The following is a 14,319-nucleotide window of genomic DNA, read 5'->3' as shown; positions in this document are numbered from 1 at the left end:
CTTTAAATCTATTTTTTTATTAGCCTACCTACTTTAAGGCGGCCACGAACCCATATAAATTTAGGTTTATACTTATTTCCCCATCTTTTTAATGCTTTTGTATACAGGTATCTTGTAACATGGGCGTATTTATCACGGTTTTCTATTCTTGAATTATTTTTTTTATGCTTTAATCGGTTATATAATGGTTTGTTCACCCATTTAAATGCATAGCGTCCTGCTAGCTTGAGAAGAATTTGTCTATCCTCAGCAAAACGGCCGTTTTCCGGTACATTTCTCGACCAACCTCCAACCTGTTTTAGAGCTTTCGTTCGGTAAAATCGAGGATAAAACATCGAATGGAAAGTAATGAAGTCATATTTACCGTTGATTTGGCGTTTTCTTTTCGTGCCTTGATACTTGATCCTATCTCTTTTTTGGGCCTTCCAAACTTTGTCATTCCCATAGATAATTGCAACTTTACTGTTACATTTTTCTATTTTTTTCAGACAAGTTGCGAGTGTGTTCGGCTCATACCAATCATCTGCATCGAGCTGTGAGAAATATTTGGTATCCACTAAAGACAACGCATGATTCAACGTAAAACAAACGCCTCTGTTCTTCTTTAATTTCACATAAGTAATTCTTGGATCTTTTAAAAAAGGTGTAACCACTGCACTTGTATGGTCATTAGAACCATCATCAACAATTAATAGTTTCCAATTTTCGGTGGTTTGCCCTAATACACTATTAATTCCTCGGGCTATAAATTTTGCACGGTTATACGTTGGAATAACTACAGTAATAAGAGGTGAATAGCTGTCCGAGTGCTTATTCGTTAGCTGGACCTGTCTTACCTCTTGGATGTCATTCATGATATTACCCCTTTCTGATTAAATTCGAATAAATAGACTCTAATTTTCTTACCTGTTTCGAAGAATCGAAGTTACTTTCCACCTTTTTACGACCTTTTCTCCCCATTTCTTGTCGTATACTCGGATTTTCTATTAAATATTTGAATTGTTCCACTAATCCATTGATGGCTTTTTCAGGTACTAAGAGTCCTTCCTGTCCATCGGTAACCAACTCAGGAATACCTCCATGGCGTGTGGAAACGATGGGCAAGCCCGTCGCCATTGCTTCTTTTATTGCGTTAGGGATTCCTTCATGGTTTCCATCCTTGGTCGTGATGCTGGGCAGGCAAAATATATCTGCTCGGTACAACAACTCGGTGAGTTGGCTATGTGCAACGAGGCCTTTCAGTTGTACATATTTGTTTAGCTTTAATGATGAAATAAGATGTTTTATTTTTCTTTTTTCACTTCCTTCACCTACGATGACAAGCCGAATGGAAGGATATTGATCATGTATCTTTTTGAAGGCATGCAATAGATAGCGGTGCCCCTTTTTTTTATGCAGACGTCCGACAGAAATGATTGTTAGTTGTGCGGTTTTGTGATCGCGCTGTTTGTATGAGAATTTCTTAAGATCAATTCCGCTATACATAATTTCAATTTTGTACCTAGGACATCCCCATCTAATCAACTGTTGTTTCATATGGCGAGAAGGAACCGTGAACTTGTTGCCAACTCGGAACAATACAGGTAGCTTTCGATGATAAGATTTTCGTCTATTTCTTTTTGTAGGTAGATCAAACCCATGGAACGAGGTGATCATGGGAATACGAAGCTGTTGTTTCACACCGATTAGTCGGACACCAGCATTTCCAAAACGTGCATGAATGAGTTTAATTTTATTCTTCTTAAATACCATGGCAGTTTTTCTAGGGTTTTTGGGTAATCGTTTAATTCTAGAAAAAGGGAAAAGTTTTAAATTCATTTGTTTTCGTGCGAACACGATAGGTTTGAACGTTTCAATATTTTTTAACTCTTCATAAATAAATGTTTCCGAGGGTGGAAGATAACGATGACGAACAAAGGCAATTTTAGTCAAGACTGTTCCCTCTTTCTTGATACCGTTGTTTTCTAAAATAATGATTGTGAACAAATAACGATTTTTTCTTTTCCTGTTGAATCGTGAAATGAAGTTGATCAATGCTCATTCGGGAATACTTTTTCTTGCGTAGCATTCGTTCAAAAATATGAGGAAATAACAAGTCGATAGTTACAATATTTTTTACTTCAGGGGATAGTGGATTGTTGTCGTTGTAGATATTCATCATTCTTAGGAATGTCTTTTTTTTAAATGGCTTTTTTTTTGTATACATGCTGTAAATACGAAGTAAATCTTTGGAAGGAAGATCATAGCGAACATCTTCAAAATCGATCAGTGTTAGTACATTCTCCTTATTAATTAGGTTTTTATGATGAAGGTCTCCATGCACCAAACCTTTGGCCGAAACAAGATCTTTCATGTAGTCTTGATAGCGACTTCTTTGCAGTTCTTTCAGTGCTCTTTTACCAAACTTATAAAAGAAAGAAAGGTTACTGTTGATGATTACATCTTTCTCTGACTTTGATTCTTTGTGTTTGCTGAACCAAACTTCTAATGACTTTAAACGCTGCTTATATTCCTTCTTCCAATGGAGATGATCATAGATTTTTACATCTGGAGGATAATCCAGTTCGCGGGAAGCATAGTGTAATTGGCTCATAATCTGAACAATGGATTCAAGGTCATTCCGGTCCTGTAAGCGACTTCCTTTACCTTCAATCCATTGGTATAGAACGTAAGGGACTACATTAAAGATCATGTACAGGTCACCATTTAAAGTCGGAATAGGAAGAGCCAGCCTTACTCCTCTTTGGGATAACAAATATTCTGATGTAGCGATGAAAAGTTGCCGCTCAGGTTTGATATAAAGGCTTTTGAGAGCATATTGTATACCCTCATTTGTGACAACTCGAGCGACGAAACTGGAGTTTTTTATGTGTTTGATCACATCCCAGGTTTGGATTTTAAATCCGAAGACTTTCTCCAATTCTTGTTTTAGTTGGTCTATTGCACCCACGATCCTCTCTTCCTCATCCGCTCTTTATACCACACTATGCACAACCCCTAAAAAAGAGTGGGCAAACCTATTCTAATTTATAAAAAACGATGTATCCAAGAGCGTATACACATTCTGTTTCAAGCACTCATAAATTAAAGATAAACAAGATATAATCTTGAGGGAGGAATACGTTTGCAACACATCGCAGTGGTACGATCCGTTTATTTGCCGATTAGTGAAACTTTTATTTACGGCGAGATTCAACAAATGAAAGTCTATAAACCATTCGTTTTTTGTGAAAAAAAGAAGAATATAAGTTTATTTCCATTTAAAAATGTAACGATTGACCCCAAATATCATCAATTGAATCTGATGTTGCAGAAGGGATTTTTTCAACTGATTCATGCTAGGTTTGGGCCCTCTGGCATTAGAATGATGCCGTTAAAAGAAAAGTGGAGGGTACCACTAATCACATCTTTCCATGGCTGTGATTCGCCTGGTAGCAAAAGGATGAAACTACAGAAAAAATCATTAATGCGACTATTTACTGTCGGCGATTGCTTTACAGCCCCCTGTCAAGCAATGAAAGAAGATTTAATTAAACATGGCTGTCCGGAAGATAAAATTGCTGTCCAATACAGCGGAATTGACCTTGAACAATTTGCCTATAAAGAGCGGACTATACCAACAGAAGGCCCGGTTCGGATACTATATGTCGGTAGGATGGTCGAAAAAAAGGGTGCTGAAATGCTGATAAAAGCTTTTAAGCGCGTCCAGCAGGTCTATCCAAATACTAAACTCTGCCTGATCGGCGACGGTGAGTTAAAAAATAAATTGCAACAGTTGAGCAAAAAGATGCAGCTTGAACAGTATATTGAATTTAAAGGTGCTCTAACGCATTCTCAGGTTGTGGAGCAATTGGAACAGGCACATATTTTTTGTCTACCTAGCATGAAGGACCGATCCGGAAATCAGGAAGGAATTCCGAACGCTATTAAAGAGGCGATGGCTTGCGGAATTCCAGTTGTATCCACATATCATTCAGGAATCCCAGAACTTATTGAAGATGGTAAGAATGGATATCTGGTTTCTGAACAAGATGTCGATGGACTAGCAGAGAAATTAATGTATTTAATGGGGCATCCAGAATTATGGAAAGAGTTAGGGAAGAACGCTCGAATTAAAATCGAGACAGACTTCAATCGTCAAGTACAAACGGTGAAATTAGAACAACTCTTTGAACAAGTGATCCAGACTCATGCAATCAAGATGCGGGAAAGACCTCTTTTCAGTGTCATTATTCCGACATATAATCGCGAAAGGTTTATCGGCAGAGCCATTAAAAGTGTTCTGCAACAGACCTGCACAGATTATGAATTAATCGTGGTCGATGATGGTTCAACGGATCAGACTTCAAAGATAGTGAAGTCGTTTGGGGAACAAGTCCGATATGTGTACAAAAAAAATGGTGGTCCTTCTGCAGGAAGAAATAAGGGGATTACTCTGGCAAAAGGAAGATACATCGCATTTTTGGATTCTGATGACCTCTTTCTTCCGGATAAATTACAAAAGAACAAAGAGTTTTTGGAAACCCATCCAGAGTGCCGTTTTCTATACAGTTGGTATTACAGTGTTAGACGAGGGAGGAGAAAACAGCTTATTAGTAATGCCAAAGGAATTCCTAATTTGAATAAGTTTCGACTTCAATTGTATGAGAGAAAGTTTACCATCCGAACCTCGACGGCAGTCATTCACCATAGTTGTTTTGATAAAGTCGGACTTTTTAATTCTAAATATCGTTATTCACAAGATTGGGATATGTGGCTTCGGTTAGCCTGTCATTATCAGGGGTACTGCCAAAAAAGACCATTAGTTTTGTACCGCAGACATAATCGAATACCTATCCCAATGGGGAATCGACACCGGCTAATTAGGAAAAATGCCTATAAATTATATCGTTGGGATAGGGAGGCCTTGTTAAGTCTGAAAAAAAAGTATTAAAACTAATATGAACATAAAAGGGGAAATTGTGCGTGGGAAAAAATGATCCTACTATTCTGCATCATAAATATTCATTGGCAGACGGGCATGTAGCAGCGCAAATCACGGGTATTAAAGGTTATAACGGAGTTATGGTAATGAGCAACTCGAAACAAAGTCGTACACATTCACCGTTTTCTTCCGTTCTTTCTTTAGAAACTATCAAACAAGATCAGAAGCTATTGAAAAAACATAATGTCGTTGGAGTTCATATTCACCATGGTACATTAGCATCTAAATTTCAATTCCTTAAAGAAGAACATGGAATCCCCTTATTTATCGGTTTTCGCGGGAAGGATGCTACCGCGTACCCTAAGGATGAAAAAAATCTAAAAAAATTAAAAAAGTTATTTCGATTGGGTGATCGGTTTTTCCCGGTATGTGAACATCTTAAAAAGGAGATTATCAAATTAGGGTGCCCAGAAAATAAAATTCGTGTTCTATACGGTGGCGTTGACTTAGACCGATTTGAATTCAAGTCCCGTAAATTAGATAGTAACAACAAAGTTCAGTTTTTGGCTATAGGACGTTTCGTAGAGAAAAAGGGGTTTTCGGATCTGATTCGTGCATTTTCACAAGTGAAAAAGAAAAATAAAGAGGTCAAACTAATTTTAATTGGCGAAGGACCTTGTGAAGCGAAATACCGTGAATTAATCAAAAAATTGCAACTTGGCACCAGTGTTGACATTATTCGATGGATTGATTACCGCAAAATTCAGAGGAAATATTACCAATCCCATATCTTTTGTGCTCCGAGTTGTACGGATCGGGAAGGGAATCAGGAAGGAATTCCGAATACGTTAAAAGAGGCAATGGCTACCGGGATGCCTGTTATATCAACGAAACATGCTGGTATTCCTGAACTGGTTGAGAACAAGGTATCGGGACTTTTGGTGTCGGAAAGATCGGTTAACGATCTAGCAAGAGCAATGTTCTGGTTAGCTGAACATCCTGAAAGATGGGATGTTATGGGACGGAAAGCACGAAAAAAGGTGGAAAAGGACTTTAATTTGACACATCAATTGGAAAAACAAAAAAAGTATTATGATGAAGTCCTCTTGAAATCGAAATGAATAGTAGCAAAAGGGACATGGTATGATTATAACGAAGAAGGCGGTGACTCTCTATACCAGTAGAGAGTCACCGCCTTCTTATTCTATTATTAGACTTATTATGAGCGCTATCAAGAGTTTTAGCAGGGGAAATTGAGATGCGACTTATCGCCTATCCATAACTGAATACATTGAGGCTTTTTCGGTTGTCCGATCACTTTCACTTCTCGGCCGATTAAACTTTCATCCACGCGATAAGGAATACTGTCGAGAACTGTATTCTCCATCACAATGCTATTCTCTATCTCACAGTTATAGATGGATACATTGTCAGAAATAGAAGAGAAGGGACCAATATAGGAGTTTTCAATAACCGTGTTTTGTCCAATAATGACCGGCCCGCGAATGACACTATTAATAATTTGGGCGTTCTTTCCGATCGAGACTGGTGAGGAGATGTTTGAATTTAGGTCGATCAATCCATTGATATCAATACTGGTCATTTTTTTTAATAAGTATTGGTTACATATGATCAAATCGATTGGATGACCTGTATCTTTCCACCAATATGGGGAACGATAAACCCCTAGTTGATATTTGTCGTCAATCAATTGTTGTATGGCATCGGTTAGTTCATATTCTCCACGCGGTGAAGGAGTGATTTTTTCAATCGCATCAAAAAGGGAATGCCGAAACAGATAAACTCCGTTGATGGCAAGATTACTTGGAGGATGTTTAGGTTTTTCGACTACTCTTTTTATTGTCTCACCTTCTAACTGAACAACACCGAATTGTTCCGGAAAATCTACGTGGCTTACGGACACCAAACCATCAAGATTCTCTGCTTGGAATTTGTCAATAAGGGGTTGTAACGGTCCGTCGATCACATTATCACCCAAATATAAAAGAAAGTCGTCATGCTGAATAAAGTGCTTTGCAACTCGAATGGCATCAGCCAATCCCCTCGGTTGAGGCTGATCTATTAAAGAAATGTCGATATTCCAAGGCTTCCCTGCTTGCAACTCTTCATCAAAGATTTTTCGATATATAGGAGAAACAACGACGGCAATTTCCGTAATACCTGCTTGAATCAATGATTCAATTCCGTAGAATAGAACTGGCTTGTTCATCAATGGCAAGAGATGTTTTGGGCTAGAGAAGGTTAAAGGACGCAAGCGAGAACCTTTTCCGGCACATAAAATCAAGCCTTTCAATAAGAAAACCTCCCCCTATAAAAAAGTACTTTCCGTTCATCTGAACAAGTGATACCAATTTGGATATAGAACCTATTATGATGCTTCTTACTACTGTATGGGAGCTGGCTTTCTTTTGGCACGGTACTTATCATGGGAAGCGTAACAAGTTTTTAATGACTCACATTCCAAATTGTTTCAAGCATAGCTCTATGTTAGAATGGTCATCCTATTTTATGTGAACGAACAAATTGTAGAGATGGAGGATGAATTCATGATACGATCCAAAACGATAACGATGTCCTTATCCGCTGCTCTCATCGTAGGTATGATTGGGGTAACGGGATGTGGAACCAAAAACACGGATAATCAGAATTTACGTACTAAAAGTGTGAAGTATAATACGAATTCAATCAATCAAAGCAACCTCAGTCGATATGGTAAAAATTCTGTGAATAATGATAGAGGTCTCGCTACACGCAGTGATAATCGGATGACGAATTTAAGGCACAGTGAAGAGCTTTCGAGTAAGATTGCTAAGATGAAACAAGTCGATATGGCAAACGTCATGTTAACTGGTGATAATGCTTATGTTGCTGTATCTATAAAGGACAATAACAATTTAAATGGCACGTCAATGAATCAAAATAGGACGAGTAGAGCTGGAAATGGTAACGGAACTGGATTCGGAACTACAAATGGAACTAATGCGTTGGGTATGGGTGGAAATAATGGCGTTGGGGCACCTGCTAGAACTGATTCAGGCACTAATGATCAAAATCAAATGACTGGTAATAACACAACAAATAACGATCAAGGCTATGGTGGAAAAATATCGTCAGGCGTTGACGATTTAATGCGTGGTTTAACAACTTCCCCAAATACAGGTAATGGAAATATGAATGGGGATGACCAATATATCACTACAGAAATTAAGGGTATGATAGCGGATGTCATTAAGAAAAGTGATACTAACATTAAAAATGTTTACGTATCAGCCAACCCAGATTTTGTTGATCGAGTAGGAAACTTCGTGACTGATGTATCTAATGGCCATCCGATAAGTGGTATTGTGGATGAATTTCAGACGCTAGTTAATCGAATATTTCCAACACCATCAGGGAATGTGAACACTACAAATGATCTTAAACCAATGAACAATTTGGGGCGTTAATGAACTAATGGAAATATAGACTAAATAATGCTAAGAAACCTGTGAGAATCAGGGTTCTTGGCATTGTTTGCGTGTAAGGATAGCTGGCGCCTATTTTCAAGCAACAAAGCACCATTAATCACAATATTTCATAGAATGAGTTGACTGTATCCCTTTACCTTGTTATACCACAAAAACCCGAGCAAGGAGGGGTGACACCATTGAAGGGAAATGAGCACAACAGCAAATTTTTATTGACTCATCGTGAACGGGAAGTTTTTGAATTACTTGTTCAGGATAAAACGACACGCGACATCGCCGGTCTATTATTTATAAGTGAAAAGACAGTGCGTAACCACATTTCCAATGTCATGCAAAAGCTGAATGTGAAAGGCCGTTCTCAAGCGGTTGTTGAGCTGATCAAGCTTGGGGAACTCATAATCTAGCGGGCTTGTATAGCTAGCTCTGACTAACCTTCTTTACCTGAATCCCTTCTAGGGAGTGCGGTGAAGAAGGTTCTTTGATAATATAAGAAAGTATAAGTTTTACTTGATACTCTATTTCTTATATTTCGGCAGAGACGGATACCGTCCTTGAAAAAGGGCGGTATAGCCGTTTCTGTTTGTTTAAATTTAAAATATACAAATAATAAGGAGTGGTGTAAAATCGGAATATAGAATGCTTCATGGTAAAAGTAGAGAGACTCTTTAACAGGAATGATTGTGAATAAATTCGCAATGTATATGATGTCGTATATTACGCAATGAAGGGAGAAGGCATTCATTCCTTATCCAAGTCATACTCGATTATTACATTCAAAACCCGAAGCAGAAAAGATTCTACACTTATAGAAATGACAATGAAAAAGACATGGAGGCTTGTAAGGATTATGGAGAGCAGAGAAATAAAGAAAGTAATTATACTTATGATGTTGGTTGTTCTAATTAGTGCCCTTGGAATTGGTTGTAGTTCAGCTGAAAATGCGAATTCGGATGGTGCGAGAAAAGTGGAGGAGGAAATACGATCACTATCTCTTGGATTGATGCCCTCGATTGATGCTATCCCATTCATAATTGCTCATGAACAGGGCTTTGATCAGAAGCATGGCGTTAATCTGGATATCCAAACGTTTAAAAGTGCAAAAGATCGTGATGCGGCTTTCCAAGCTGGAAGGCTGCAAGGAATTAGCACTGATCTGGTCGCTATTGCTATTTATAATGAAGCAGGGATGGATGTTAAAATTGCTAGTACGACCTTTGGAGAATTTGATTTACTAACAGGAACTGACGGTATAAAAGAGGTCAAAGATTTAAAAGGGAAGTCCGTTATTCTTTCCAAGAACACGTCAACGGAATATACAGTTGCGATGATGCTCAAACAGGCGGGGCTGTCGGAGCAAGATATAACGATAAAAGAGGTACCGCAAATACCAACAAGATTAGAATTGTTGAAGAATAATAAGGCAGATGCCGCTATTGTGCCTGAGCCATTTGTTACGATGGGGAGATCTGCAGGTCTACATGTGTTGAGCTCGACGGTGGAAGCGGGGATTAATCCGTTTGTTTTAGCGTTTCAACAGAAGGTTATCGTTTCACATGAACAAGAAATTCTAGCGATGTACGCGGCATATGATGATGCGGTTTCTTATCTTAAATCCCATGAACAATCAGAATACATCGATTTGATTATTAAAGAAGTAGGCTTTCCGGAGAGCTTAAAGGATGAGATTAAGGTGCCTGACTATATATTATCAAATCAAGTGGATATCCAAGAAGTGGAATCAGCTTTCGCATGGGCGAGGGAAAAAGGACTGCTTAGTAAAAATATAACTCCTGAAGAAGTGATCTCTGATGTCAGATTTAAGCAATAGCGGCCTTAGAGTCACGGATCTAAGGGTTGAATATACCGGAGGACAATTGGCGCTTGGACGTGTTAATTTAACGATACCTGAGCATGGGATGTACACGATTATTGGGCCGTCTGGTTGCGGAAAGTCCACGTTATTACGTGCCATTGCTGGACTTATCAAGACCTATCAAGGAGAAATTCTCTTTAATGAAAAATCCGTGCATAGCAAAGAAACACTGATTGGACTCGTCCCCCAAAGTTACGGTCTCCTTCCATGGAAAACGGTTCATTCTAATATACTTATGGCGATGAAAATTAGTCAGCCAGATACAGCACGAAGACAGGCTCAAGAACAGCAAATTGAATTTTGGCTTAAATCAATGGGTATTTCCGATCTAGCAGATCGCTATCCATTATCACTCAGTGGAGGACAGCAACAAAGAGTGGCGATTGCCAGAGCCTTCGCTATTTTACCGACAATGATGTTGTTAGATGAGCCGTTCTCTGCATTAGATGCGTTTACTCGTGAAACGATACAGCAAATCTTTTTGGACAATTGGTTAACTCACCCGACCACGACATTATTTGTTACGCATGATGTGGAAGAGGCAATTCTGCTTGGAGAGAAAATCATCGTTATGCCGTCCAATCAAGATGAGTCGCTCGAAGTGGTCGACAACCCTATCTTTCATATGAAGCATGAAGACAAGCGTAACAGTGACGAATTTTTTCAACAGATGAAGAACATTAGAAAGGTAATGCAGAAGAAATGGTGAAAAGACGTAAACTCCGTTATGGATTAACATTGTTATTCGTATTTTTATGTATGAATATAGCATGGTATATTGCATTTTTTCTCATAAATCATCCGATTCTGCCAAGTCCGGGCGCTGTTTACAACGCTTTAGGTCATTTGGGGATGCGAACGATAGGGCTTCATGTTTACTACAGTATGGGACGAATTTTTGTAGGTGTGTTACTGGGGTTAATTATTGGACTGCTCATTGGTTTGCTCATGGGTCGGTCGCAGTTTTGGAATAAGCTTTTGGATCCTGTTGTCTATTTGACATATCCCGTACCTAAGATTGCGTTACTACCTGTAGTAATGCTGTTTTTTGGACTTGGTGAAGGATCTAAAATTTTGATGATTATGTTGATATTACTCTTTCAAGTCATTATATCTGTTCGCGATGGCGTGAAGGCTATTCCAGAGCATACCTATGATGTATTAACGAGTATTGGTGCAAGCACAGCGCAGAAATTTTGGCATGTCACGTTACCGGGTGCATTGTCCGTTATTCTTAGTACGATTCGTATTTCATTGGGAACAGCTATTTCCGTACTTTTTTTCACAGAGATCTATGGAACAGAACATGGTATGGGCTATTTCATTATGGATGCATGGTTAAGAATGAATTATTCGGAGATGTATGCTGGTATTCTACTATTCAGTTTGGTGGGCTTCGGGTTGTTCTTGCTCGTGGATTATTTAGATTATAAATTTATGAAGTGGCGGCATTGATTAGACCAAGGGTATATTGAATGTATAATTAGAATACGGGTATCATCCTTTTTCAAGGACGATACCCGTATTTATTTAAATATAAGAAAGTATAAGTTTCACTTGAATCAATTTCATAATCGCCGATACAGCTAAATCGGGTTGCGTAATTATGAAATTGATTCTTGATACCCTATTCCTTATATTTCCGCTGAAACGGGTGCTGTCTTTGAAAAAGACGGCACAGCCGTTTCTACTTGGTTGAATAAGTTCATTATTTCTCCACTTCAGTGGCAACCTTCGGATCTGTTTCTTCCTCATTCTTACTACTCATAAACCAGCCTAACACGGCAATCAATACGAGAACGATATAGAATGTAGTCTTCCATGCTGTGCTATGAGCAAATGATTCAGATAGAACACCTAAGGATGGATGGGCGAGTGTAATGACAGATAGCTTGACACCAACCCAGCCCACAATGACGAATGCAGCAACTTCCAGACCAGGGCGGGAATGTAGCAGTTTTACAAAGTAGGAGGCAGCAAATCTCATAATGATTAGTCCCATGAATCCACCGGCAAAGATGACAAGGAATTGCCCAGCATCTAAGCCACCGATGTGACCCAGTCCACTCGCAGGTAGTGCTACGGCAAGTGCTACGGCAGCCAAGATGGAGTCAACTGCAAAGGCAATATCAGCGACTTCGACCTTAAGCACAGTTAGCCAAAAGTTTGCTTTCGTTGCTGGTTTATCGTTGGAAGTAGCATCCGTTGTATTGTCCGATTGACGCTTTTTTACAAATAATCTACGTATGATGTTATTCCCACAAATAAATAGCAAGTATAGTGCGCCAATGGCTTGAACTTGCCAAATATCAACTAGATAAGAGATGATAAACAGTGAACCGAAGCGGAAGACAAATGCTCCAGCAAGACCATAGAATAGCGCTCTTTTTCTTGATTCATCAGGAAGGTGCTTTACCATAATTGCTAATACTAGTGCATTATCAGCGGCAAGAAGACCTTCCAATCCAACGAGTACGAGAAGTACCCAGCTATACTCCAATATTAATCCCAAATCCATTACTTCTCCCCCTCATGTCTTTAGTATGCTTCAAACATCTATAAGAAAAACGTCTTTTGACGTACTTCTGATGATAAAAATCAAAAAAGACCTTTACCAAATAGGTGGCTCCTTTCAAAAATCAAAGGTGCCCTAATTGGTAAAGGTCTCGCTAACAATTGTTTAGTATCAATTGCCAATATAGCCGGAGAATAATCTCGTCTTGACGACTGTATTGTATGTAGCTACTCCCCTTTACGGGTTTGGATTTTAGAGTGAAAGTAAGTTGTTGAATTAACATTGAAATCATATATTTATTTCGGGTGAATGTCAATAGTAGGGTGAGATTTAGCGGAAGAGATAATAGGATCAACATATACTTCGTGTTCAAAAGATGACTTTTTGAACAACCTCTTATATGGTAGAAAGGGGTAGAGGAGGAGAAGGTTATAGAAATCGTAAATATGCCAGAAATTCATTTATGGGATCATGGCATCATTCAAGTGAAGATATCAATGTCGTATCCATTACGCTGGGTGAACAGTTATGTGCTGCCGAGTTCAACAGGGGTAGCAATTATCGATCCTGGACCACGCAATAGTATAACGGAGGAAGAGTGGAAGAAAGCTCTTGAACATTTAGGATATACGTTTGAAGATGTGAACCAGATATTTGTGACACACCATCATCCCGATCACTTTGGTCTAGCTGGTTGGTTTCAATCTCAGGGGGATTGCAAAGTGTATATGTCGCAAAGAGCATATGCTGAGTCTTTACATATGTGGGGAAGTAACTCCAATATGAATACTGAACTAACGAGTTGGTTGCGACAACATGGATCACCTGTTACGTTGGCTGCTCAGATTGAAGTGCACTTACTTGAATTCTTACCACAGGTTTCTCCGATGCCAGAAATAACAATAGTAGATGGTGGAAGCTATATTACATTGGGAGGTCGTTCTTGGCTGGCTATTGAGAGTGGAGGTCATGCACCAGGACATCTATCTTTATACGATCAAGAATTAGGAATAATGATGTGTGGGGACGCTATATTACCTCAGATCTCACCCAATATTAGTCTGATCCCAGGTAGTGATCCTGAGCCGCTGTATACCTTCATGAACAGCTTACAACGACTGAAGGAGTATGAGGTGAATAAAGCATTTCCGGGGCATAGAGATCCATTCCATACTGTTCAGCAACGAATAGAAGAGCTACTGAACCATCATGAAGAGCGATTAATCAAGATTGAGCAGCTACTAGCCGACTCCCCGCAGAGTGGGTATGGGATTTGTTGTGCTCTATTTGGAGATAATCTTTCAACACATCAAATGAGGTTTGCCATATGTGAAGCGCTCGCACATTTACAGGAGTTAGTTCGCCGTAGTAAAGCAGGAACTATAGTATCATCATTAGACGGGAGCATTACGTTTACCACGCGTTTAGAGGAAGGTCGAAATATCATCTTTTGAACTTGAATTTATAGAATAGATTAATCGACAAAAACCTCCGAAATCACTATAAATAGTGGTTTCGG

General features: G+C 39.0%; 13 protein-coding genes. 8 read left to right on the top strand and 5 right to left on the bottom strand.

Annotation, left to right across the window (positions count from 1 at the left end; translation table 11 throughout):
- Positions 1 to 8 precede the first annotated feature (8 nt).
- Genes AC1TO9_RS11005 through AC1TO9_RS10995 form a run of 3 tightly spaced genes read right to left on the bottom strand, consistent with a single transcriptional unit; the run spans position 9 to position 2,950 of the window.
- Complete coding sequence (locus AC1TO9_RS11005) at positions 9 to 854, bottom strand: glycosyltransferase family 2 protein (protein ID WP_482059180.1); 846 nt, start codon at positions 852 to 854, stop codon at positions 9 to 11.
- Positions 855 to 858: 4 nt separating this feature from the next.
- Positions 859 to 1,986 carry a glycosyltransferase gene (locus AC1TO9_RS11000; protein ID WP_482059179.1) on the bottom strand — a complete coding sequence of 376 codons (1,128 nt, stop codon included), beginning with the start codon at positions 1,984 to 1,986 and terminating at the stop codon, positions 859 to 861.
- On the bottom strand, positions 1,925 to 2,950 hold the full coding sequence (locus AC1TO9_RS10995; RefSeq protein WP_482059178.1) for a CotS family spore coat protein: 1,026 nt from the start codon (positions 2,948 to 2,950) through the stop codon (positions 1,925 to 1,927). The genes AC1TO9_RS11000 and AC1TO9_RS10995 overlap by 62 nt, the downstream gene beginning before the upstream one ends.
- Positions 2,951 to 3,124: 174 nt before the next feature.
- Here AC1TO9_RS10995 and AC1TO9_RS10990 point away from each other — a divergent pair, with 174 nt between their 5' ends.
- Positions 3,125 to 4,933, top strand: a complete 1,809-nt coding sequence (locus AC1TO9_RS10990) for a glycosyltransferase (RefSeq protein ID WP_482059177.1) — start codon at positions 3,125 to 3,127, stop codon at positions 4,931 to 4,933.
- A 32-nt stretch (positions 4,934 to 4,965) separates the two neighbouring features.
- Positions 4,966 to 6,045 (top strand): glycosyltransferase, encoded by a 1,080-nt coding sequence (locus tag AC1TO9_RS10985; protein ID WP_482055593.1) that lies wholly within the window; start codon positions 4,966 to 4,968, stop codon positions 6,043 to 6,045.
- 119 nt (positions 6,046 to 6,164) lie between these two features.
- Here AC1TO9_RS10985 and AC1TO9_RS10980 read toward each other — a convergent pair whose 3' ends face one another.
- Positions 6,165 to 7,238: a glucose-1-phosphate thymidylyltransferase gene (locus AC1TO9_RS10980; protein ID WP_482055594.1), complete on the bottom strand. Its 1,074-nt coding sequence runs from the start codon at positions 7,236 to 7,238 to the stop codon at positions 6,165 to 6,167.
- A 253-nt stretch (positions 7,239 to 7,491) separates the two neighbouring features.
- Here AC1TO9_RS10980 and AC1TO9_RS10975 point away from each other — a divergent pair, with 253 nt between their 5' ends.
- From AC1TO9_RS10975 to AC1TO9_RS10955, 5 genes are all read left to right on the top strand, one after another.
- Positions 7,492 to 8,391, top strand: a complete 900-nt coding sequence (locus tag AC1TO9_RS10975) for a YhcN/YlaJ family sporulation lipoprotein (RefSeq protein ID WP_482059176.1) — start codon at positions 7,492 to 7,494, stop codon at positions 8,389 to 8,391.
- A gap of 200 nt (positions 8,392 to 8,591) precedes the next feature.
- On the top strand, positions 8,592 to 8,816 hold the full coding sequence (locus AC1TO9_RS10970) for a helix-turn-helix domain-containing protein (protein WP_438347154.1): 225 nt from the start codon (positions 8,592 to 8,594) through the stop codon (positions 8,814 to 8,816).
- Between the two features lie 443 nt (positions 8,817 to 9,259).
- A complete protein-coding gene (locus tag AC1TO9_RS10965) occupies positions 9,260 to 10,240 on the top strand; it encodes an ABC transporter substrate-binding protein (RefSeq protein ID WP_482059175.1) in 981 nt (326 codons plus the stop codon).
- Positions 10,221 to 10,994: an ABC transporter ATP-binding protein gene (locus AC1TO9_RS10960; RefSeq protein WP_482059174.1), complete on the top strand. Its 774-nt coding sequence runs from the start codon at positions 10,221 to 10,223 to the stop codon at positions 10,992 to 10,994. Before AC1TO9_RS10965 ends, AC1TO9_RS10960 begins: the two co-directional genes overlap by 20 nt.
- Entirely contained in the window at positions 10,988 to 11,740 is a 753-nt protein-coding gene (locus AC1TO9_RS10955) for an ABC transporter permease (RefSeq protein ID WP_482059173.1), read from the top strand. Before AC1TO9_RS10960 ends, AC1TO9_RS10955 begins: the two co-directional genes overlap by 7 nt.
- A gap of 253 nt (positions 11,741 to 11,993) precedes the next feature.
- Here AC1TO9_RS10955 and AC1TO9_RS10950 read toward each other — a convergent pair whose 3' ends face one another.
- Positions 11,994 to 12,803 (bottom strand): TerC family protein, encoded by an 810-nt coding sequence (locus tag AC1TO9_RS10950; RefSeq protein ID WP_482059172.1) that lies wholly within the window; start codon positions 12,801 to 12,803, stop codon positions 11,994 to 11,996.
- 443 nt (positions 12,804 to 13,246) lie between these two features.
- Between AC1TO9_RS10950 and AC1TO9_RS10945 the strand changes: the two genes are divergently transcribed.
- Positions 13,247 to 14,254, top strand: a complete 1,008-nt coding sequence (locus tag AC1TO9_RS10945; RefSeq protein WP_482055600.1) for an MBL fold metallo-hydrolase — start codon at positions 13,247 to 13,249, stop codon at positions 14,252 to 14,254.
- The last annotated feature ends 65 nt before the right edge of the window (positions 14,255 to 14,319 follow it).

The sequence above is a fragment of the Paenibacillus sp. Y916 genome, from assembly GCF_056786435.1.
This window is presented reverse-complemented; position numbering and strand designations above follow the sequence as displayed.

What these genes read in the sequence shown, in the direction of transcription:
- AC1TO9_RS11005 (WP_482059180.1), bottom strand. Translation starts at nt 854, where the DNA reads ATGAATGACATCCAAGAGGTAAGACAGGTCCAGCTAACGAATAAGCAC.
- AC1TO9_RS10960 (WP_482059174.1), top strand. Translation starts at nt 10,221, where the DNA reads ATGTCAGATTTAAGCAATAGCGGCCTTAGAGTCACGGATCTAAGGGTT.
- AC1TO9_RS10950 (WP_482059172.1), bottom strand. Translation starts at nt 12,803, where the DNA reads ATGGATTTGGGATTAATATTGGAGTATAGCTGGGTACTTCTCGTACTC.
- AC1TO9_RS10975 (WP_482059176.1), top strand. Translation starts at nt 7,492, where the DNA reads ATGATACGATCCAAAACGATAACGATGTCCTTATCCGCTGCTCTCATC.
- AC1TO9_RS10965 (WP_482059175.1), top strand. Translation starts at nt 9,260, where the DNA reads ATGGAGAGCAGAGAAATAAAGAAAGTAATTATACTTATGATGTTGGTT.
- AC1TO9_RS10945 (WP_482055600.1), top strand. Translation starts at nt 13,247, where the DNA reads ATGCCAGAAATTCATTTATGGGATCATGGCATCATTCAAGTGAAGATA.
- AC1TO9_RS10955 (WP_482059173.1), top strand. Translation starts at nt 10,988, where the DNA reads ATGGTGAAAAGACGTAAACTCCGTTATGGATTAACATTGTTATTCGTA.